This window comes from Bacillus sp. REN10 (assembly GCF_016820555.1).
Classification (GTDB): domain Bacteria; phylum Bacillota; class Bacilli; order Bacillales; family Domibacillaceae; genus Bacillus_CE.
Map to the genome: position 1 here is coordinate 65,849 of NZ_JADHDW010000004.1, position 21,509 is coordinate 87,357.

Below are 21,509 nucleotides of genomic sequence, written 5' to 3' on the forward strand. Positions count from 1 at the left end.
TATTTTTAAATTATTTGTAATAAATAGAAGTGTTTGTTAGAATCATGTCGAAGCGGGTTTTTGGTTCGGAAAAAGATGGTGATAGTGGATTTTTGAAATTAATATATTAATAGGGAAGAAGATATTTAAAAGGAGGTAATTAAGTGAGTAAAAAGAAAAAATGGATCATTACGATTTCAGTCATTGTTATCTTAGGCTTAATCGTTGGTGGTTACATATTCGCAAAGTCTAAGTTTAATAGTGCTGAAGGAGAAGGGGAAATTTTCCCGATGAAGGTCAGCGATATGATGGGCGGAATGGAGGCCGGTTCAGGCGGTTTATTTGCCGGAGTGGTGGAGCCAAAGGAAACGGAGAAAATCTTTTTAGATTCTGAACGCGGAACGGTGAAAGAAGTCTTTGTGAAAGAAGGCGACGTTGTTCAAGCGGGCGCTCAATTATTTTCTTATGAGAATAAGGAAGGTGAAATGCAATTAAAGCAAAAGGGAATCGAGCTTGAAATTGCCAATAGCAGTGTCAAACAGAAAAAGAACGAAATTTGGCAGACGGAAAAACAAATTAAAAATGCATCTGCCGAAGAGAAAACGGCATTAAGACAACAAGTGACGCAAGCAGAAGGAGATTTAAAGCTAGCTCAATTTGAAGTGGAAAAAGCCAATTTAGAATATCAAGAAATGAAGAAAAAAGTGAACGATAACATTGTGAAGGCAAAAGTAAATGGAATTGTTCAAAAAATTGATGAAGAACAAAAGCAATCCACAGGTGCAAACAATCAAGGACAGCAGCAAGCTCCAGGCTCATTCATGCAAATTTACAACACAGATGCGTATTTCGTTAAAGGCACGGTGAATGAGTTAATTAAAGATGAACTTCAAGTAGGACAAGAAGTGAATGTTGTGAGCCGAAAAGATCCAGAACAAAAGTGGCCAGGAAAAATCATTGAAATTGGCAAATTGCCAAACGATGAAAATAGTGAAGAGATGGGCATGGACATGGGAATGGATATGGCGACGAATCCACAAGCATCGAACTATCCTTTCCAAGTCCAATTGACAGAGCATGAGGGATTAGAGTTTGGTTATCATGTGTTCATTGAATTAAAAGGAGAAGAAGAGGCGTCTCAAGAAGTCATGCTTCCAACGGACATGATCGTCATGGATGGCGAAAAGCCATACGTGTGGACGGTTGTGGATGAGAAGTTAAAGAAACAAGAAGTCAAACTGGGCAAAGAAATGCCAGAGATGATGATGACGGTCATTAAGAGCGGCTTAAAGAAAGACGATTACGTTGTGTATCCTGATGACACAGTAAAAGAAGGAAAGAAGGTAACTATTGATGATTCACTTGAAGAACATCAATAAATCATATTGGATTGGGAAGGAAGAAGTCCCGATCCTTCATAACATCAATCTGTCCATCGAAGAAGGCGAATACGTGTCAATTATGGGGCCTTCAGGTTCAGGGAAATCAACGATCATGAATATTTTAGGCTGTTTGGATACGCCGACATCAGGAGAATATACGCTAGATGGAAACAGCGTACTTTCACGCAAAGAAAATGAGCTTTCTAAAATTCGAAATGAATACATTGGTTTCGTCTTTCAAAACTTTAATTTGCTTCCGAGACTATCTGCGTTAGATAATGTTCAATTGCCGTTAGTGTATGCTAAGGTCAATAAAAAAGACCGACGAGAACTAGCGATTGAGGCGCTCACAAAGGTAGGGCTAGCGGATCGCATTAACTTTACACCTACGCAATTATCAGGTGGACAAAAGCAGCGGGTAGCGATTGCGCGGGCGCTCATTAATAAACCGAAATTTATTTTAGCAGATGAGCCGACCGGAGCGCTGGATACCGTTTCAAGTGAGCAAGTGATGAATTTATTTACTGAGTTGAATAAAGAAGGGGTGACTGTTGTTCTCATCACGCATGAAGAGGAAATTGCTCAATATGCCAAGCGGAGTATTTTTCTTCGTGATGGGGCGATCATCAAGGATGAAAGGAGAGAACCGCATGCTAGATAATTTAAAACTATCCTTTCAATCTATTTTTGCTCATAAAATGCGCTCTATTTTAACAATGCTGGGCGTTATTATCGGGATTGCTTCCATCATTGCGATTGTAGCGATGATTGAAGGCCAGAAAGAAAGCTTGAAATCGAGCCTTGTCGGAACGGGAAATAACTCGATTGCCATCATGTTCCAGTCGCCAGAAGCGGCCGCAATGGGTGGAGAAATGATGATGATGGGCGGCAGTGAAGAACAGCCGCCTGATGTCATCCCAACTATTACGGATGAACAGCTAGAAGCGGCGATGGTTCCCGACTTGGTGAAATCTATCGCTGTCTTTTACCAAAATTATACGCAAGCTTATCATTTAAATAATATGTCGGATTCTGAATTGTACGCGGTGGATGATAAGTATTTTTCTATTTTTCCAATTAAGATATTAGAAGGAAGAAAGATTGCGCCGGTTGAGCACGAGAATGGCAGCCAAGTCGTGATGATTAATGAAGCGGCAAGAGATGCTTTATTTCCTGAAGGAAGTGCGATTAATCAAGTGGTTGAGCTGAATAAAGTGCCATTTCGAGTCGTCGGCGTGTATGCAGAGGAGAAAAAAGAAGAGAATGATATGTTCATGATGGACATGGGAATGGGAAAAATCTTTTTGCCTAAGTCCGCATGGCCTCATTTAGGAAGCTTTAATGATATCCCTCAAGTGCTTGTTCAAGCCTATCACTCCGATGAATTAGAGGCAGCAGGGCAATCGGTGGCCGATTCTTTGAACAGTGAATTGCCTCCTACTTCTACTTGGCAGTACAGCATTCCTGACTTGCAGCAAATTATGGAAGATATCAATGAATTTAACCGCGCCTTTACGTTGCTATTAGGAGGAATCGCTAGTATTTCCTTGCTTGTTGGCGGCATTGGGGTCATGAATATTATGCTCGTATCTGTCACAGAAAGAACGAGAGAGATCGGCATTAAAAAAGCACTTGGAGCGAAGCGATCGGTGATTCTATGGCAGTTTTTAACAGAATCAGCCGTGCTTACAAGCATTGGCGGCATCATCGGTGTGCTCGTAGGGTTAGGTGGAGCTAAAGCGATTTCTTATTTTGCGAACTTGCCATTTGCGGCGCCAATCCCTGCGATCGTCGGGTCTGTTATCTTTTCCATGGCAGTCGGCATCATCTTCGGCTTAATCCCATCCATGAAAGCCGCGAAAATGAAGCCAATCGACGCGCTGAGATATGAGTAAACAGGTGCCTGTCACTCCCCGAGTTTTGTCGAACGAATATGTTTGAAAAAGCCAGTCATTGACCGACTGGCTTTTTTTGTATCATTATGTTGTTTTTGTTAGTGGGTAATGGTTCAATTAAAATGAATTGTGGTGTGTTTTTATTTTGTATCATCGCAGTAGAAAGGAGAGTGAGTACTGGATGATGAAACGCTTTTTTTCTTATTATCGCCCTCATCGGCGGTTGTTTATTATTGATTTCACGAGTGCGGTATTTGTAGCGTTACTCGAATTGGCTTTTCCGGTAGCTGTTCAGCGATTTGTGGACCAGTTATTGCCTAAAGGAGACTGGCCGATGATTGTGACGGTCAGCTGTTTATTGTTGGCTGTGTATATGTTGAGCACGTTTTTGCAATATATTGTGAATTACTTAGGGCATAAACTCGGTACAAATATTGAGACGGATATGCGCCAAGAGTTGTTTTACCATGTGCAAAAGCAATCATTTCGCTTTTTTGATAATACGAAAACGGGACATATTATGAGCCGCATTACGAATGATTTATTTGATATTGGCGAATTGGCTCATCACGGTCCAGAAGATGTGTTTATTGCTTTCATGACATTTGTTGGTGCGTTTAGCATCATGCTGACGATCAATGTGAAGCTGGCGATTGTGACCATGATTGTCGTACCGTTTCTTGTATGGGTCATGACTTTCTGCAATATTCGCATGAACCGGGCATGGACGGAGATGTTTGCGCATATTGCGGATGTTAATGCGCGAGTGGAGGATAGCGTATCGGGGATTCGAGTCGTTCAATCTTTTACTAATGAGCGCTTTGAAATGAAACGTTTCGATCAAGATAACGGAAAATTCCGATTAGCGAGATTAAAAGCATATAATGTGATGTCCTATGCGGTATCAAGTATGTACATGATGACTCGCTTTGTCACCTTGCTTGTGCTAGTTGTGGGCGCTTGGTTAAGTTTTCGGGGGGAATTGACTTACGGCGAACTCATTAGTTTTTTATTGTATGTCAATGTGTTAATGAAGCCGGTAGATAAAATTAGTGCTTTAATGGAGCTGTATCCGAAAGGGATGGCAGGTTTCAAACGGTTTACTGAATTAATCGATCAGCAGCCGGATGTTCAAGATCGAACAGAGGCAGTTGAAGTGTCCTCGTTAAAAGGAGATATTCATTTAAACGATGTTCATTTCGGTTATGAAGAGAAGCAGCCGGTGTTGAAAGGGATTAACTTAACGATTCAAGCTGGAAAAACCGTTGCTTTCGTTGGTCCGTCCGGTGCTGGAAAAACGACAATTTGTTCACTCATTCCGCGCTTTTATGATGTTACACAAGGAAGCATCTCGATCGATGGTATGGATATTCGCCAAATGACGAAACAGTCACTGCGGGAACAAATAGGGATTGTTCAGCAGGATGTTTTCTTATTTACTGGGACGATTCGCGAAAATATTGCTTACGGAAAGCTAGAGGCAACGGATGAAGAAATAGCGGAAGCCGCTCGAAAAGCTCATTTAGAAACCTATATTCTTTCCTTGCCAGATGGTTATGAGACACAAATAGGAGAACGGGGATTGAAGTTGTCAGGAGGGCAAAAACAACGGATGGCAATTGCGCGCATATTTTTGAAAAATCCGCCAATTTTAATTTTAGACGAGGCGACATCGGCACTCGATACAGAAACGGAAAAAATCATTCAACATGCCTTGAATGAACTAGCCGAAAACCGCACTACGCTCATCATCGCCCACCGCTTAGCGACCATCCAAAACGCCGATCAAATCATCGTCGTGACGGCAGACGGCATCGCCGAACAAGGAACCTATGAAGAACTCATCCGCCAAAATGGCATCTTCGCTAAACTCGCTGGAGAGGTGCCTGTAACTCCCCGAGTTTTGTCGAACGAATATGTTTGATTGTTGTCAAAACCTATGTGTTACTCTTAAAGAGTGTGCATAGGTTTTTTTCTATTGTATGATAGGTAAATTTCTTCATTGCTTTACTCGAAGATGCCACAATAAAAATGAATGAATGGAATATTTTAAATAATCAGAATTAATTTAAGTCGATCAATAGTTGACAATGAATAGGAGGCAGCACTATGAACAATGTAACAAAGCAGTCGATAGTGGATGAGAAAGAAAAGCAAAATGACAAAAGCGAGAAGCTGAAACAATGGGAGAAAGCTTTGCTGGATGACTCGCTTCGGTGCCTGTCACTCCCTGGAATTTGTCGAAGGGAGGATAAAGCATGATTGAATTCAGGGCGTTTGCTAGGGAAGATTTCAAGTGGTTGATCGAACATGTGGAAACGCCCGAGTTTTTACTGCAATGGAGCGGCTCGCAGTTTCATTTTCCTTTAACGGAGGAACAATTGGAATCGTATTGGCAGACTAGTCAAAAGGAAGAGGCGGATGTTTATATGTTTACGGTGCTGCATGAAGAACAGGGAACCGTGATTGGTCATATTTCCTTCAAAGTAGATCTCAGGAATCAATCGGCTAGAATCGGAAAAGTGTTAGTCGGAGACCCGCAGATGAGAGGGCAGGGGATCGGCACACAAATGGTGGAAAAAATATTGATGATTGCTTTTGAAGAGATGAATTTGCATCGCGTCAATCTTGGCGTGTTCGATTTTAACCATTCTGCTATTACTTGTTATGAAAAGATTGGATTCATAAAGGAAGGCTTGCTTCGCGAATGCAGAAAAATAGGCGAAGAGTATTGGAGTCAGTGGGAAATGGGGATATTATCAAGGGAGTGGAGAAAAAACAAACAATTGAATGACTAAAAGTGTGGTGTGAGGAATGATTCAACCGAAGCTGGCCCAAAAGATCATTTATGAAGTTCGGAAGTTGCTAGATGAAGAAATCATTGTCGTCAATACAGATGGTTGCATTATTGCTAGTACAGACCGCTCGCGCATTGGCCATTTTCATGAAGGCGCAGCCATGGTCAGTCAAACAGGGAATAAGCTGATCATTACAAAAGAAGACGAAAAACGATGGACAGGGGTGAAAACAGGGATCAATCTTCCCATTATGTTTCACGAGGAAGTCGTTGGGGTCATTGGAATTACCGGTTCTCCTCATAAAGTATCACGATATGGGGAACTGTTGCGGAAAATGACTGAGCTGTTTATTCAGGAAAATTATTATCACGAGGAAGAAGAATGGCATGCCCGTTCATTAGAAGCGTTCGTATTAGAATGGATCGAACAGACCGAGTGGAATGACTCCTTTCTTAACAAAGCGAAAGTGCTTGGAGTCGATGTCACCGTCATGCGTCAAGTCGTATTGATTTATTATCCAGATGTTTTGTTATTCAAGCCGGTTTGGCGCTCTTTTTCTGAGATGGTCCGGCAACAATCTCAGACGATTGTGATTCGTTGGGGAAATGACCGGTTAGCCGTGTTATTGGATGCAGAAATACATATAAAAGAATTGGAGAAATGGAAAAGCATGCTCGAAAGGCAATTATCAGGACACATCTCCATCGGCGCTGGCTCGTTCGTATCAGCGCGTCATATTCATACCTCTTTTCAGCAGGCAGAACGGGCATTAAACGTAGCGATGCTGAAGGAAGCGATTGTATTTGACCATCAATTGACGTTTGACTTAATTGCGAGTGACATTCAGCCGGACACGAGAGCTACTTACATTGAACGAACGATAGCGCCGATTATGAAAGATCAAGAATTAATGGATACACTTTCGGCTCTTTTCACCCATAATTTTTCGTATAAACAAGCAGCGGAATCGATGCCTGTCCACATTAATACGCTGCATTACCGATTGAAGAAAATCGAAGAGGCAACGGGATTAAACCCGAAAGTATTAGAGGAGCAGTTCGAGCTGTATCTCGCTTGGCGGCTATTCCATGAATCGTAGTTATTTATATGATCAAACAAAAAAGGCGGGTGAATGACCTGTTTTTTTGTTTGATCATATATAGTTTTCGTTCACAAAGCTGCCTTATACTGAAGGAAAACATGGTGAAAGGGGCTAGTTCTGATGTTTTCTCAAGAAGTAAAGCAAAAATTAGCGGCAATTGTTGGAGAGGAAAATATAGATGATTCGAAAGCGGGCCGTCTCGTTTATTCCTATGATGCAACGCCAAATTTTCAATCGATGCCCGATGCAGTGGTTGCTCCAAGAAATACGAAAGAAGTATCCGATATCGTAAAAATTTGCCAACAATACCGCGTTCCGCTCGTTCCACGAGGTTCAGGAACGAATCTCTGCGCCGGCACTTGTCCGACAGAAGGCGGTATCGTTCTCTTATTTAAACATATGAATCAAATCATTGAAATTGACGAAGAGAATTTAACCGTAACCGTACAACCAGGTGTCGTTACGCTAGATATGATTCATGCGGTCGAGAAGAAAGGCTTATTTTATCCGCCTGATCCGAGCTCGATGAAAATTTCGACGATTGGCGGCAACATTAATGAAAACTCAGGCGGTCTTCGCGGTTTAAAATATGGCGTAACTCGAGATTATGTATTGGCGCTAGAAGTCGTGTTGCCAAACGGGGATATTATCCGCACAGGAGGTAAGCTAGCGAAGGATGTAGCGGGCTATGATTTAACGCGGCTATTCGTTGGTTCAGAAGGAACGCTTGGTGTGATCACAGAAGCAACATTGAAGTTAATTCCGATGCCGGAGACAAAAAAGACGATGTTGGCTTTATATCAAGATTTAGAAGCAGCGGCGCGTTCGGTGTCGAAAATTATTGCGAACAAAATTATCCCAACCACGCTTGAATTTTTAGATCAGCCGACATTGCAAGTAGTGGAGGACTTTGCCAAGATTGGTTTGCCAACAGATGTGCAAGCGGTACTTTTAATAGAACAAGATGGACCAGAAGAAGTCGTCACTCGTGATATGAAAAAAATGGCGGATGTTTGCCGATCAGAGGGAGCTGTTTCTGTCGAAGTAGCAGAAACAGAAGAAGAAGCGAATGCGTTACGGACCGCTCGTCGCTCGGCTTTATCTGCTCTTGCTCGTTTGAAACCAACGACGATTTTAGAAGATGCGACCGTTCCGCGTTCGGAAATTGCGGCGATGGTTCAAGCGATTAATCAAATTGCTATTAAACATCAAGTCAATATTTGTACATTTGGCCATGCTGGAGATGGAAACTTGCACCCGACTTGCTTAACGGATGCTCGTGATCATGAAGAAATGAAACGAGTAGAGGAAGCGTTTGCTGAAATCTTTGCTCGGGCCATTGAACTAGGAGGAACCATTACGGGTGAACATGGCGTCGGCGTGATGAAAGCTCCATATTTAGAATGGAAACTCGGTGCAGAAGGGATTCAGGCGATGAAGGCGATCAAGCAAGCATTTGATCCTGATAATATTATGAATCCAGGTAAAGTATTTGCCAAAGATAGCCGCAAAAGAGTGGTGATCACGAAATGACGACAGTAAAAGAACAGCAACTAATTCAAACACAATTTCAATCACGAATGAATGAAGATGAATTATTGAATTGCATGCGCTGCGGCTTTTGTTTGCCTTCCTGTCCGACATATGTGGAATCGGGGTATAAAGAAAGCCACTCGCCGCGCGGACGAATTGCTCTAATGAAGGCAGTAGTAGATGGATTAATTGAGCCGGATGAAGATGTAGAACGTTCGCTAGAGTTGTGCCTTGGTTGCCGCGCTTGTGAGCCAGTTTGTCCATCAGGCGTGAAATATGGTCATTTACTCGAAGAAGCCCGCGATATTATTCAGCAGAACAAGAAACATTCCGCTCCCGTTCAAGTGTTGCGCAAGGCTGTATTTCAAGGCTTGTTCCCGCATCATGAGCGAATGATTACGGTGACTAGTTTGCTAGGCTTCTACCAGCGGAGCGGCTTGCAAACAGCGGTGAGAAAAGTCGGCTTTATGAACCTCTTCCCAGAAAACTTGCGCACAATGGAACGAGTGTTGCCGCAAGTGCCGAAGAAAAAAGACATGAAAAATCGCCCAGCCGAGCTGCAGGCAGAGGGAAAACAAGCCGTGGCGACGGTAGCCTTTTTCTCGGGCTGTTTAATGGATACGATGTTTATGGAAACGAACAATGCGACGATGAAGCTATTGCAAAAAGCAGGCTGCCACATTACAATTCCGAAAACGCAAGCTTGCTGTGGTGCTCTTCATGGTCACAGTGGAGAAAAAGAGGGAGCGAAGGAATTAGCTAGAAGAAATATTGCGGCCTTTGAAGCGTGCCAAGCAGACTATATTATTACGAATGCTGGCGGCTGTGGCGCTTTCTTAATTGAATACGATCATTTGTTGAAAGATGATCCTGAGTGGGCAGAACGAGCGAAAGCATTTGTGGCGAAAATTAAAGATATTACGCAAATTTTATACGAGTTAAATTTTCATAAAAAAGTATCGCTTCAGCTGAAGCAGCAACAAGTGATCACGTATCAAGACTCATGCCACTTGCGAAACGTCATGAACACATTCACCGCTCCGCGTGCGTTATTAACCGCAATTGAGAATGCCGAGTTCAAGGAAATGGAAGGGGCGGACAGATGCTGCGGCTCCGCTGGGATTTACAATATTGTGGAAGCGGAAATGTCCATGCAAATTCTTGATCACAAAATGGAGAAAGCGAAAGAGACAGCTGCCCATACGATCGTCACGGCGAACCCTGGTTGCTTATTGCAAATGAAACTAGGCATTGAGCGTGAAGGGCTAAGTGAAACCGTGCGTGCGGTGCATATCGTTGATTTACTTTTGGAAGCATTATCTTAAGATACAAAAAGAAAGAAGGAATTTGTCGGTTCCTTCTTTCTTTTTGTGCATATAGTCGCGTTAATAGAAGAATTGGTACGGTATTGTTTATCTATATTCTCCTATTTTCACTTTCCAGTTTTTTTAAAGTTTCTATACTAGAATGAAGAAGTGACTCTTCACTAAAAATTAATTCTTTTTCAACACAAAAATGTATAAAACCTTTATAACCTTTGAAAATGGCATCTAACAACTGTCTTGTAGGAATAACTGATGACTGTATAACTTCAGAATCCTCAACTATATCAAATTTTTTTACCTCAAAGACGTAACCATCATCTTTTTTTACCAAATCAAGTTTATTAAGATTATCTAATAATTCAATATGGTATTTTTCTTTACTAGCATGATCTTCGATAAAATAAGATAAGTCAGCCCAAGTTTCCAGTAGTTCTCCTGTTGATTCTTCTTCAGATAAAATGATCTTATTATTATAAACCACTTGTATATATCCTGGTAAATAATCATTATTCTCGTAGTTTAACAATTTTTCTGCTGCAAGTTCTGCCAAAGGATGAGTAATTTCAAGAAATTTGTCTTTCTTGTCAGTTAAAAATCCCAACTCCGGAATAAAATTAGAGATATAAGTTACCATTTCAAGTTTTCTATTCATATCAAACCACTCCGTTTAGCTTACTGGATAAGCACTACTAACATGTCCATCTTTATTAATGCGCACTTCATATTTAATGCCCTTTATTTTACTTTGAACATTAATGCCTTTACCTTGTTTTAAGCTACTATTTATTTCTTTTTTATTACTTCTAATAACATTTATTACAATATTCTTTATATCACTTACCGTCAGATCTGGATCAAACATGGACTTTCCCGTATTTCCCGTCCAATAATTAGGATGATGGTTTTTCAAAATATGTTCCATCTTTGCTTTTGTGAACTTGACATGTTTACTTCCTACATCTATTGATGCATCAACGAAGGTAGCAACAGCTTTTTTTGCTGCTTTACCACTAACAGCTTGATATGTTTTTTTCCCAATTTTAAAAACAAGTTTTTTCCCGACTTTGCTAACGGTGGCTTTAATAACAGCAGCTCCTATAATATACACAAGTACTGGTACCGCTGCCGCTTGCATTTTCCCAGTATTAATCTCGTGTTTTTTTCTAATATCAAGGTTAACCAATGTTCCTGTAAACATTTCACCATTTGCTTCAACTATCTTAACATCTAATTCTTCAAATTTACTAAATTCTGAACTTAAATCTTCAGATAGATCAGCAATATTTTCTTTAGGTACAATAATAATGGTTTCTTCACTGTTATGACTTTCAGCTTTAACTTGATTAGAGTTAGGTAATATCAAAACTAACATACACACTACAATAATCTGAATAATAAGTTTGTTGAGATGCTTATTAATATTCCTCATCAAATCACCTTCATGTTATTTTAAATAAAAGTTTTCCCTGATCTGGCTTTTTTATTATCGGTTCTTACGCTTTTTAGGTAAAGAAACTTACAATCCAAATGAGTGAAAGTAGATTCTGCGATTTTTATCTGTTCTCTTTACTTTAATAAAGAGACAACATGTGAAATCTACTTTTACGCATAAAGAATCTACTCCCTATGCATTCACCTGATGAATAAAAACCAAAAATAGGAAAAATATTAACGTTAATATAACATGTTTATCCAAATATTTCAACAAGTGTAATTGTGATTAATATAAACTCAGAGAATTTGCAGAAATACTTAATGCGTTCGTTAAAAAATTACAATAGTTTTTGTCATACAAAATCAATCTTTTTTAGTTTTATATATAATACATCTTTGGATAGTTAATATAAACATGGGTCTTTCACAGAAAGTCAGTTTTCCTTATTTATTTCTCGCTATGAACGCCTGTAATTGATCAAGCGTTTGTATATTTTTATTGCAAGTTTCTTGGTTTTGGCAGATGTAGTTTCCTCTTTTCACAAACGTTCCCGGTTGAGGTCCTTTGACTTCTGTCATAAACAGGCCGACCTCTTCATATTGATGGCAAATGGCGCAAATGCTTTTCTTCGTTACAGGACTGAATGTTCCTTGAATCCCTGTCAGTTTATTGTTGTATGGAGCAACAATAAATCTTTTTCCCGAACCAAGATCTTCCCAGCTTAAATAAGAAATCTCTTCCCAATGGACGTCCTTTAAAAAAGTCGTTTTCAGCTTCTTCGCTTTTGGGAATAATTTTTTCAGCGTTTGTTCGGTTACGGTTGGGAACGGAATGACGTAAAGTTTTAACTGCTCTAACAAGGCTTCAGCATCCGCTTTTTCCTCGATCGTCATAACAGGCGCGAGCACTTGCTGCTGTTCCTCATTCATCTCTGGAAACAAAGCGAAAATTTTCTCCTTTGCAAGAGATTTCAACGCTTGTAAAACATCTATATCAGACACGCTTGCATGGCCATTTATTAAAATTTGTGCCTGAGACTGAATGAAATGATATTGATCAATTCGAATAAACGGTTTCATAATTATCACTCCTCTTTCGTGTTAAGTGTAAAACATTGGATAACTTTTTGAAAGGGAGAAAATAAGTAAGAAACAAACTCGGCATAAAAAAGAGTGTCCAGAAAGTTAGTGAAAACGGATCTTCTGGACACTTTTTTTATTGCTCTTATGAAAAATCATTTCGTATACACGATTTTTTTAATCGTTTCTACAGAGAGGAAATAATCCTCGGCCAGCTGTTCTAGCGTTCGGCCATTTTGAAAGGCTTGTTGAATGGAGGCATTTCTATCATCGAGTGTTTTTCTGCTTCCCGAACGTGCGCCCCATCGTTGATAAGCTTTTTTTGGTTTAGGAATATAAATCGTTTCCCCTTGCACATATTTTTGAATTTCGATAATTAATTGTTCCGGTAAGACGTTAGTCGCTTTTACATAGCTCATTTTGCTCCGCTCCTTATTTACATAATGAAAAAATAAGGTGCAAAGCCAAATAGAATAGGCGATCATTAGTTAAATGAATGTCCACCCCATGCAAAGTATCGCCATGTTTCTATCAGGCTTTGCATGAGTCGCTCCAGACTGTGGTAAACAGAGATGAGTTACCATTTGACCACCTCCAAGGATTTTAATTCCAATTTATTATAAAATAAAATAAAGTTTTTTGCATCTTGCTAGGAAAGGAATTTCACAATGGAATCTATTCAATGGCTGCCTCATCATCCAGCGCTTTTGTTTCTATTAAGTATTGGCGTCAATATTGTGGTCGCGATTTCAGGGGTGTTGCCGAGTACATTTATTACAGCGGCCAATATCACTTTGTTCGGATTTAACGGTGGGCTTTTCGTATCGATCATCGGGGAAGCGGCAGGAGCAGTTATCAGCTTCACTCTTTATCGCAAAGGGCTGAAAACATTCAAGATCAAACGAGAGAACAAGTTTCTGCAAAGGCTCGAGCAAACAAAAGGGGGAGAAGCCGTCTTTTTCGTTCTGTTTCTACGAATTATTCCTTTTGTTCCTTCAGGTGCGGTGACATTGGCAGCGGCTTTTAGCCAAATGAGCTTGCTTTCTTTCAGCATAGCGAGCACGATTGGCAAAATTCCTTCTTTATTGATTGAAGCGTATTCGGTTCAGCAAGTACTGAAATTAACATGGCAATGGCAGCTCGGTTTGGCTACGTTGTTGGCAGTTAGTTATTTATTGTATAAATGGCGGAAAGGTTAATAGATAGAGAAAAAACGAACATCGGGCAAAAGCTCGATGTTCGTTAACGAATATATTTAATCATCGCTATTTCATCACAGCATTCTAACTTCGGACAGTTCATGCAATCAATCCACGTTTTTTCTGGAAGCTCTTCCCGATTAATGCGCTCAAATCCGCACTTTGTGAAAAACTCCGTTTCATAAGTTAACGAAATTACTCGCTTCACTTCTAATCTAGCAGCTTCATTCATGACATGATTCACTAATTTCCGGCCGACTCCCTTGCCTGCATGCTCAGGAGAGACGACTAACGAGCGGACTTCCCCAAGATCCTGACCTAGCACATGCAGCCCGGCTACCCCAAGAATTTGATCGCCTTCTTTCATCACATACAAGCTTTGGATTTGCTGATAAAGCGACAAAAGAGAACGAGGCAACACAATCCCCTTCTCCGCATACTCTTGAATTAACTCATAAATCGCTGGCACATCACTCGTTTTCGCATTCACAATATTCATCCTCATTCTCCTCATCGTCCGTTATAAAAAGTAATTATAATTATGCAACAAAATGATTTAATATGCAATAGGGTGCCTGTCACTCCCCGAATTTTGTCGATAATTTTTTTAGGTCGTCGATGACGAAATCGGCGTGATCGAGTTCGGCTGGTTGGGCAAAATCGAACTGTACACCAATCGCGAGTAGTTCATTGTCTTTTGCGGCTTGGATATCAGATAAACGGTCGCCTACTACCGCTCCAGAGGTAATCCCATTTTCTGTGATCACCTTCTTGACTAAGTCCGATTTATGCCCTGTGGCAATCGATTGAATACTGTATGTTTTTTTAATAAAACGATTCAACTGATATGTGTCGACAATCGCTTGTAAATATTCGACTTCTCCATTACTGGCGATGTATAAATCAAATGTTTTACTTAAATCAGCCAATGTGCTCTCTACATGAGGATACAGCGCGCCTTGATGATGTTTGATTTGTTCAATCAGTTGGATATGAAACCGTTGATTGCTTTGCTGACGAATATTTGTTGAATGCGCTGGGCATAACGTTTCCCACACCACAGGCAAAGGCACGCCCATAATTTTTCTATAGGTATCAATGGGAGTGGTGCCTTGCCATAATCCTTCTTTCCGCAATTCTGCAAATGTCGCTTCTAGCGCTGGTTCTAAAATTAAATTCGTTTGAAATAAAGTACCATCCATATCAAAAATAATAGCTGAACTCACAAAAAAGCCCCCTTGTTTCATTATTTGTAAATTGTAGCATAGGGAGGAAAGGAGGGAGTGAAAATCGAGGGATTCGGCAAAAGTAGTTAGCGTCTCAGCAAAAAAATCCCCCACCACCCATAAAGAGGATGATCATCTCGATTGGATTAATTTGTAAGAATCATATAAGTAAAGTATAATAGTGTTAAATTTTGTCATGGGAGGAGGAGAATTATTGAATAGGAAAAATAGCTTGATTGCCGTGCTTGTACTGACTAATATCATTTCACTTATATTTGTCGTTTATTTTTATCGAGAGAAGCAGTTTATTCATGATCCGGACAATGCTAGAATCATGCAAATTGCTGGTTCTAATGGAGAATGGGAAGTCGTTGGAGGGAATATCTTTTTAGATCCTACTAAATACTTAGTAACAAGTGGGGGTGTCGAATACATTGGAAATCAATCGATTGATATCAAAAGCATCGAGAAGAGAATGTTCATTATTAGAAAAGATGGAACAGAAGATTCGCTCCATACAAGTGCAGCTGAAGTGGAAGAAACGATCTCCAAAGGCTACAAAACTGGTACCGGTTCTGTCGGTGAATCACTCGATAAAGAATGGTATGAGAAAAGATTAAAAGAAAGTGGAAATGGCCAACTAGTTGTAGAGATTACATACGAAACAATGAAGGGAAAAAGAGTGACAAGCAAAATCATTACCCTTCCTTATGAATTAGTGCCATATGACTAGGGTGCCTGGCACGCCCCGAATTTTGTCGACTAGAAAAGCTCCTGAGGTTATTCAGGAGCTCTTTCGATTGTGGCTTCTAGTTGGAGGTCGACGTTGCCTTGGAGGGCACGGCTGATCATGCAGGATTGTTCTGCTTTAGCCGCTAGTTTTTCGGCTAAGGCGATGTCGCGATCGGAGGCGTCGGCTTTTAAAATTACTTTCGGACGATGGATGATGGTTTGATAGGTCACCACTCCACGCGTCACATCGACAATCCCTTCAGACTCCATCGTGAGCGACTCTTTCTCTAACTTATTGAACTCTAGCATTGCCGCAAGTGTGATCAAATAGCATGTTGAAGCCGCTCCAAGCAGCATTTCATCCGGATTCGTCCCAATCCCTGGTCCATTCATTTCTGTTGGAATCGAGACTTCTGTTTTTAAGTTACCTGATTCAATGTGTCCTACGCCATTTCGTAAACCTGGCCAGTCGGCTTTTAAATGAAAATGATGTTGTGTCATAAAAAACAGTCCCCTTTTCTTTTATTTCCACGGAAATAGTTGATTTCCGTCGATAACCCTATCCTCTTTTCACTCCATAAAACTGGATCACATGAGAAAGTCCTTGATGAAGACTTCCTTCTTGCCGTTCCACTTCTCCAACAAAAAAATGTTTGATCTGCCAGTTAGAGAAGGTGGCTAAAAATTCTTCTGGACGGTACAGCATGTTAATGTCGCGTGGTCCACCAGTTTTGTAGTGGAGTTGCTCAGTGGAATACACTTCGCAAAGAAAGCTGCCGCCTGTTTTTACCGCTTGTTCAATTTGTCTTAACGTGTTTATACGCAAGTCGTGATCGAAATGGCCAAATACACAAGTAATATGATCCCATGCGTCCTTTTCCCACGGTGCTTCCTGTAAATCCACCCATTTCGTTTCTACGTGGACCCCTTTTTCGGCGGCTAATGTCTTTGTTTTTTCTAAGCCGGCCATAGAATAATCCCAAGTAGTGATAGTGTGCCCCAAAGACGCTAAGTATACAGCATTTCTTCCTTCTCCCTCTGCAATCGCCAATACGTTGCCTTGGGGGAGAAGAGGAGCTTTTTCTCGAATAAAAGCATTTGGCTCTTTGCCATAAACAAATGCCTCTTGGCCGAACCGCTCGTTCCAATGTTCTTTCGTCATCTCAAAATACCCCTTTATGTATTTTGAAACTAGTATACACGATGCCAATTATGTCTGTCATTTTTTATGCCTTGTACAACAAATCCCTCAGCTGTAAGGACTATTTTCAAAGTTCCATTGGATGATGGGTAAATGTTTAGGAGATTCGTTTACAATATTTTTATATACTGATAAAATAATGTAATGAATGGCCTTTTAGTTTATGTTGTTCAGTTTGATTGATGTAAGGCAAAAGAGAGAAAAAAAGGGAGGGATGAGAAAGATGGCTACTATTCAAAAGAGGATGCCGGCAATCATCGGATTTCTTTTTGGGTTATGTATGATGATCAATGCCTTTCCACCTATGGCACATGCTCAAAAAACAGCGGCTGATGTGGTTAAGCAAATAAGATTATTAGACGCAAAGGGACAGTCAAAAAACAGTTTTCATGAGTATGAAGATGTGAAAATCGAAATAGAGTGGTCAGCAAAAGCAGCGCTGCAAGCAAAAGATCAAGTGGTGATTGAACTTCCAAAGGAACTAGAAGCGCATGTTGAAAAAGTTCCAATGAAAGATTCTACTGGAAAGTCGATCGGACAATGCACTTCTAGCAAAACGACCATTACCTGTGTATATGATGAGGCTGTAAAGGCAAATACAAAGGGAATGATCCTTCTTCCAGCAAAAATCAAAGAAGTGGAAGAACAAGAAGCTGACAAAAAATTAGCATTTAAAGTAAACGGTGAAAGTCAATATGTAGCCGTTCATCTCGTTGCCGATAATGGCAAGAAAGATGGAGAGAAAACGGCTGCTAAAAGCAGCAATCAAAAAGTGAAGCCGGCTGCTGTAACGGATGGAACCGTCAATGAAAACCCTAAGCCGCAAGCGCATATTCAAATTGTTAAAGTAGATGAGGAAGATCAGAATAAGCTGTTGGCGGGAGCTTATTTTGACCTTTTACAAAATGGCAAGATCGTTGATTCTTTAGTGACGGATGCTGATGGAAGAGCGACATCGAAGCAGCTTCTTGCAGGCACTTATACATTGAAAGAGACAAAAGCACCGACAGGCTATCAATTGCTGGGAAAAACAATCGATGTGAAGGTCGAAAGCGAGCGGGACGTTTTACTGATTGTTCCGAATGTGAAAGAGCTTGGCAGTTTAAAAGTGCTTAAGAAAGATGGTAAAACAGGTGCGCTCTTAAAAGGTGCCCAATTCCGATTGTATGATGAAGAGGGTCACTCTGTTTCACAGCCAAAAACAACAGATCAAAATGGAGTTGTTCTGTTTGAGAAATTAGCCTCAGGTCAATATTTATTAGAAGAAACAAAGGCGCCTGAAGGCTACAATGCTTCCAATGTGAGATACTCCGTCAAAATTGTAGCGGGAGAAGTGACGCAATTAGAAGTGAAGAATGAAAAGAAAGCCTCTCTTCCGAAGCAACCTATTTCCTCCCACGGAACAGGAGTGGGTATACCGGTAAAAAAACCAAATTCGTCCACAACAATCACAAAGAAGCCAACAACATCTAGCACAACAAAAAACAAACAGAAAAGCAATACGAATTCTTCAAAGAAATTACCTCAAACAGGTGATGCTGGCTCAATGGCTCCGATTCTTGGTGCGATCTTAATTGCAGCAGCAATTCGTTTGAAAATCTAAAAACATACATTCCCTCGTCCAATTACGAGGGAATTTTTTTCTTAAAGAAAGGAGAGAGACTATGCGAAAATGGATCGTCGGTCTATTATTCACAGCAGGCATTATTCTCATCATTTCCCCATTGATGAAGTACCAGCTCATTGACTTTAGTGCGTCGAAAGTATCGATGGATGAATATTCTGCGGAAGAATTACAACAAAATAACGAGAGGAAAGCCACATTTGACTATGAAGCGATTACTCCGCCCACTATGACAAATGTACTGAAGACCACAGTAAAGATGGATAATCCAGCCGTTATAGGGACGATTACCATCCCCGATGTAGATATCGAACTGCCTATACTGAAAGGAACAACGAATGCGAACTTGCTGATCGGTGCAGCGACGATGCGGGAAAATCAGCAAATGGGAAAAGGAAATTATCCGCTCGCCGGTCACCATACTCGCTCAAAAGAACAATTTTTTGGTCGTGTGCCGGAATTGAAAACAGGAGCCGATATCTATTTATCTGATAAAAAGAATAAGTATCACTACAAAGTGACGGAAAACAAAATCATTTCCGAAACGGAAGCCGATGTGATCAATGATACGGCGGAAAACAAAATTACGTTGATCACTTGTGATGTGCCAACAGAGACGAGTAAACGTGTGATAGTACAAGGTGTACTGGTTGAATAATTCTCATCAAATGTTAATTTTTCTCTGATTCTTTTTTTACCTTCTCCGATTATAATTAGTACAAAAGGAGGAGGATAAAATGAAGAGAAAATGGTGGACGCTCGCGTTAACAGGCGCACTCGCTTTAGGCGGCATGACGCAAACAGCGGAGGCAGCTACTCATAAAGAGAAAAACGCCGCAGTAAAAATTACGCGTGATCAAGCAAAGAAAATCGCATTAAAAAGTGTCAAAGGCAAAGTGACGGATGTGGATTTAGAGAACAAAAATAATCAATGGGCGTACGAAGTGGAAATCCGGACAGCTAAAGGTGACAAAGAAGTATCCGTCGATGCCCAAACCGGCAAAGTCGTATCAAAGAAAAACAATGAGCAACCAGCCAAAAACAAAATGAAAATCACGCGTGACGAAGCAAAGAAAATCGCGTTGGAACATGTCGATGGCAAAGTGACCGACATTGATTTAGATAGAAAAAACAACCAATGGGTCTATGAAGTAGAAGTCATCACAGTAACAGGTGAAGTCGAAGTGTATATCAACGCCCAAACAGGTGAAGTCTCATCTATTCGCCCTGAAGATGACAAATACAATGATGATCGCTATCAAGACCAAGATGATGACCATGACGAAGAAGATGATGATTGATCAATAGCCATTGCAAGAGGCGAACTTTTTGTTTGCCTCTTTTTGTTTGCGAAATTAAAAGTATTTTATGCTAAAAAAGGGTGTAGATGACCGCTGAAACAGACACACTCTTTTTCATAACCTGCTTCATCTAACACCTCGAAGTACTGCTCATCCAACAAACGATTGACGATTCCCCAGTAATAGCCAAATATTCGCTCGATCCGTTTTCCGCTTTTCAATTTGCGGAATAGAATGCTTAATGCTTGGCGACCGAGTTGAGCGCGGTTTTCTTCTGTGAAGTGAAAGTAAAATTTTGTGGATAACTGAACCACTCGATACCCTTCTTTAATCATACAAGGGTCATTCCAAATAGCTTTAGCGTAGGAAATAAATGATGCGGGTACATCGTGTAAACTACGTGTTTTTAAAGACTGATTAGTTTTTATAAGAGTACTAGTTTGAGGGGATGTCATTTGTGTCACGATTGTTTCTTGCTGTGGCGCAGGCTCGGCCGGTTTGCTCGCTGGGGTGGGGGTGTCATTCATCCAGCGCTGAAACACCCAAAGATTGCTTGATTGCGAGTGGTTCTTTCTCTCTGTGGCATGCACTTGTAAAATGCCGAGTTGGACCGCTTTTCGTCTCATGCGGTGAAACGTTGATTCAGACACGGGCCCGAATTTGCTTTTTGCCGCTTTCAATAATGTGGCAATCGAGGCGTTGCTGACACCTGCCACTTTCGCGCAAAAACGAATCAACGTTTTCAAGCAAATCAATTCACTTTTTGTAAAATCCCCTTTATGCTCAAATAAAAAGGCTTCCATGTGATGATTAAACTCTTGTAAGTTACGAAATTGGCTATGTGACTGAAATTGAGTAATTGGACCTGAACGCATATAAAGTGCCCTCCATTTTTATATCTTTATCCTTTATATAGAAAGAATGGAATGAAAAGGGCACCTTAATGAAAAAAGGAGAGTATCTATGGGAAAAATTGCGCTTGTGGCTGGAGCAACAGGATTGGTGGGAATGAAGCTTGTGCAGCAATTATTAGCCGCTCCAGAATATGAAAAAGTGATCACGCTCGTTCGGCGTGCGTCGGGAATGGCGCATGATAAGTTAGAAGAGCAAGTCGTCCATTTTGATTCTCTCAATCAGCTCATGTTGGATGGACGAGTGGATCATGCTTTTTGCTGTCTTGGCACCACCATCAAAAAGGCGAAAACGAAAGAGGCCTTTCGCGTCGTCGATTTGGATTATCCGCTACGGCTGGCTCAGCTGGCCAAAAGGCATCACGCTTCTCAATTTCTGGTCATTTCCTCGATGGGAGCGAGTGTAGCATCGCCGTTTTTCTACAGTCGGGTCAAAGGGGAGCTCGAACAGCGCTTGCAGACGCTCGAACTGAACGGGCTTCATCTTTTTCGGCCATCGCTTTTATTAGGTGAGCGCTCGGACTTTCGTTTCGGTGAAGCGGCTGCCGAAAAATTCTTCCAAGCGTTTCCGTTTCTATTTGCAGGCCCGATGAAAAAATATAAGCCGATTCATGCCGAGACGGTGGCTCGCGCAATGGTAGCGGCGGCGCTAACGGAGAAGAGCGGTGTGCATATATACGAATCTGACCAGATAGATGAAAAAAGGGTGTGTCCAAAAAGTGGGAGAAATCGCTCGTAAGGTCAAAGAAGCAGCCAGAAAGTCAGTTTCCTTGACTTTCTGGCTGCT

Annotated in this window: 24 protein-coding genes; 15 read left to right on the forward strand and 9 right to left on the reverse strand. The window is 40.9% G+C overall.

What is annotated here, in order from left to right; translation table 11 throughout:
* Positions 1 to 143 precede the first annotated feature (143 nt).
* The 9 genes from IRB43_RS07745 to IRB43_RS07785 all read left to right on the forward strand — a co-directional run bounded on the left by IRB43_RS07745 (position 144) and on the right by IRB43_RS07785 (position 10,014).
* The gene (locus tag IRB43_RS07745) at positions 144 to 1,358 is read left to right on the forward strand and encodes an efflux RND transporter periplasmic adaptor subunit (RefSeq protein ID WP_203362892.1); all 1,215 of its coding nucleotides are present in this window, start codon (positions 144 to 146) and stop codon (positions 1,356 to 1,358) included.
* On the forward strand, positions 1,333 to 2,022 hold the full coding sequence (locus IRB43_RS07750) for an ABC transporter ATP-binding protein (protein ID WP_203362893.1): 690 nt from the start codon (positions 1,333 to 1,335) through the stop codon (positions 2,020 to 2,022). Before IRB43_RS07745 ends, IRB43_RS07750 begins: the two co-directional genes overlap by 26 nt.
* Positions 2,012 to 3,256 carry an ABC transporter permease gene (locus IRB43_RS07755; protein ID WP_203362894.1) on the forward strand — a complete coding sequence of 415 codons (1,245 nt, stop codon included), beginning with the start codon at positions 2,012 to 2,014 and terminating at the stop codon, positions 3,254 to 3,256. Before IRB43_RS07750 ends, IRB43_RS07755 begins: the two co-directional genes overlap by 11 nt.
* Before the next feature lie 181 nt (positions 3,257 to 3,437).
* Entirely contained in the window at positions 3,438 to 5,180 is a 1,743-nt protein-coding gene (locus tag IRB43_RS07760; protein ID WP_203362895.1) for an ABC transporter ATP-binding protein, read from the forward strand.
* Between the two features lie 185 nt (positions 5,181 to 5,365).
* A complete protein-coding gene (locus tag IRB43_RS07765; protein WP_203362896.1) occupies positions 5,366 to 5,518 on the forward strand; it encodes a hypothetical protein in 153 nt (50 codons plus the stop codon).
* Positions 5,515 to 6,054, forward strand: coding sequence for a GNAT family N-acetyltransferase (locus IRB43_RS07770; protein ID WP_203362897.1), 540 nt, complete (start codon positions 5,515 to 5,517; stop codon positions 6,052 to 6,054). The genes IRB43_RS07765 and IRB43_RS07770 overlap by 4 nt, the downstream gene beginning before the upstream one ends.
* 16 nt (positions 6,055 to 6,070) lie before the next feature.
* Complete coding sequence (locus IRB43_RS07775) at positions 6,071 to 7,153, forward strand: CdaR family transcriptional regulator (protein ID WP_203362898.1); 1,083 nt, start codon at positions 6,071 to 6,073, stop codon at positions 7,151 to 7,153.
* 123 nt (positions 7,154 to 7,276) lie between these two features.
* Positions 7,277 to 8,689, forward strand: a complete 1,413-nt coding sequence (glcD, locus tag IRB43_RS07780) for a glycolate oxidase subunit GlcD (RefSeq protein WP_203362899.1) — start codon at positions 7,277 to 7,279, stop codon at positions 8,687 to 8,689.
* The gene (locus IRB43_RS07785; RefSeq protein ID WP_203362900.1) at positions 8,686 to 10,014 is read left to right on the forward strand and encodes a (Fe-S)-binding protein; all 1,329 of its coding nucleotides are present in this window, start codon (positions 8,686 to 8,688) and stop codon (positions 10,012 to 10,014) included. Before glcD ends, IRB43_RS07785 begins: the two co-directional genes overlap by 4 nt.
* Before the next feature lie 91 nt (positions 10,015 to 10,105).
* Here the strand turns inward: IRB43_RS07785 and IRB43_RS07790 are convergent, their stop codons facing one another.
* The 4 genes from IRB43_RS07790 to IRB43_RS07805 all read right to left on the reverse strand — a co-directional run bounded on the left by IRB43_RS07790 (position 10,106) and on the right by IRB43_RS07805 (position 12,947).
* The gene (locus IRB43_RS07790; RefSeq protein WP_203362901.1) at positions 10,106 to 10,666 is read right to left on the reverse strand and encodes a hypothetical protein; all 561 of its coding nucleotides are present in this window, start codon (positions 10,664 to 10,666) and stop codon (positions 10,106 to 10,108) included.
* A 15-nt stretch (positions 10,667 to 10,681) separates the two neighbouring features.
* Positions 10,682 to 11,443, reverse strand: a complete 762-nt coding sequence (locus IRB43_RS07795) for a hypothetical protein (RefSeq protein WP_203362902.1) — start codon at positions 11,441 to 11,443, stop codon at positions 10,682 to 10,684.
* A gap of 449 nt (positions 11,444 to 11,892) precedes the next feature.
* Positions 11,893 to 12,528, reverse strand: a complete 636-nt coding sequence (locus IRB43_RS07800; protein WP_203362903.1) for a FusB/FusC family EF-G-binding protein — start codon at positions 12,526 to 12,528, stop codon at positions 11,893 to 11,895.
* Positions 12,529 to 12,683: 155 nt separating this feature from the next.
* Positions 12,684 to 12,947, reverse strand: a complete 264-nt coding sequence (locus IRB43_RS07805) for a CD3324 family protein (protein WP_203362904.1) — start codon at positions 12,945 to 12,947, stop codon at positions 12,684 to 12,686.
* 249 nt (positions 12,948 to 13,196) lie between these two features.
* Here IRB43_RS07805 and IRB43_RS07810 point away from each other — a divergent pair, with 249 nt between their 5' ends.
* On the forward strand, positions 13,197 to 13,727 hold the full coding sequence (locus IRB43_RS07810; RefSeq protein ID WP_203362905.1) for a TVP38/TMEM64 family protein: 531 nt from the start codon (positions 13,197 to 13,199) through the stop codon (positions 13,725 to 13,727).
* A 43-nt stretch (positions 13,728 to 13,770) separates the two neighbouring features.
* On the opposite strand, the gene IRB43_RS07815 is transcribed toward IRB43_RS07810, so the two are convergent.
* Together IRB43_RS07815 and IRB43_RS07820 are read right to left on the reverse strand one after the other, a co-directional pair.
* Positions 13,771 to 14,226 carry an N-acetyltransferase gene (locus IRB43_RS07815; RefSeq protein WP_203362906.1) on the reverse strand — a complete coding sequence of 152 codons (456 nt, stop codon included), beginning with the start codon at positions 14,224 to 14,226 and terminating at the stop codon, positions 13,771 to 13,773.
* 79 nt (positions 14,227 to 14,305) lie between these two features.
* Entirely contained in the window at positions 14,306 to 14,953 is a 648-nt protein-coding gene (locus IRB43_RS07820; RefSeq protein WP_203362907.1) for an NIF family HAD-type phosphatase, read from the reverse strand.
* Positions 14,954 to 15,167: 214 nt separating this feature from the next.
* Here IRB43_RS07820 and IRB43_RS07825 point away from each other — a divergent pair, with 214 nt between their 5' ends.
* Positions 15,168 to 15,686: a hypothetical protein gene (locus IRB43_RS07825; RefSeq protein ID WP_203362908.1), complete on the forward strand. Its 519-nt coding sequence runs from the start codon at positions 15,168 to 15,170 to the stop codon at positions 15,684 to 15,686.
* A gap of 47 nt (positions 15,687 to 15,733) precedes the next feature.
* Here the strand turns inward: IRB43_RS07825 and IRB43_RS07830 are convergent, their stop codons facing one another.
* Positions 15,734 to 16,186, reverse strand: a complete 453-nt coding sequence (locus IRB43_RS07830; RefSeq protein WP_203362909.1) for an OsmC family protein — start codon at positions 16,184 to 16,186, stop codon at positions 15,734 to 15,736.
* A 58-nt stretch (positions 16,187 to 16,244) separates the two neighbouring features.
* Positions 16,245 to 16,847 (reverse strand): class I SAM-dependent methyltransferase, encoded by a 603-nt coding sequence (locus IRB43_RS07835; protein WP_203362910.1) that lies wholly within the window; start codon positions 16,845 to 16,847, stop codon positions 16,245 to 16,247.
* 262 nt (positions 16,848 to 17,109) lie between these two features.
* Here IRB43_RS07835 and IRB43_RS07840 point away from each other — a divergent pair, with 262 nt between their 5' ends.
* The 3 genes from IRB43_RS07840 to IRB43_RS07850 all read left to right on the forward strand — a co-directional run bounded on the left by IRB43_RS07840 (position 17,110) and on the right by IRB43_RS07850 (position 19,811).
* Positions 17,110 to 18,489, forward strand: coding sequence for an MSCRAMM family protein (locus IRB43_RS07840; RefSeq protein ID WP_203362911.1), 1,380 nt, complete (start codon positions 17,110 to 17,112; stop codon positions 18,487 to 18,489).
* Positions 18,490 to 18,550: 61 nt separating this feature from the next.
* The gene (locus IRB43_RS07845) at positions 18,551 to 19,168 is read left to right on the forward strand and encodes a class A sortase (protein ID WP_203362912.1); all 618 of its coding nucleotides are present in this window, start codon (positions 18,551 to 18,553) and stop codon (positions 19,166 to 19,168) included.
* Positions 19,169 to 19,247: 79 nt separating this feature from the next.
* On the forward strand, positions 19,248 to 19,811 hold the full coding sequence (locus IRB43_RS07850; RefSeq protein ID WP_203362913.1) for a PepSY domain-containing protein: 564 nt from the start codon (positions 19,248 to 19,250) through the stop codon (positions 19,809 to 19,811).
* A gap of 65 nt (positions 19,812 to 19,876) precedes the next feature.
* Here IRB43_RS07850 and IRB43_RS07855 read toward each other — a convergent pair whose 3' ends face one another.
* Complete coding sequence (locus IRB43_RS07855) at positions 19,877 to 20,686, reverse strand: hypothetical protein (RefSeq protein ID WP_203362914.1); 810 nt, start codon at positions 20,684 to 20,686, stop codon at positions 19,877 to 19,879.
* Between the two features lie 88 nt (positions 20,687 to 20,774).
* Between IRB43_RS07855 and IRB43_RS07860 the strand changes: the two genes are divergently transcribed.
* Positions 20,775 to 21,461, forward strand: a complete 687-nt coding sequence (locus IRB43_RS07860; RefSeq protein WP_203362915.1) for an oxidoreductase — start codon at positions 20,775 to 20,777, stop codon at positions 21,459 to 21,461.
* Positions 21,462 to 21,509: the final 48 nt, after the last annotated feature.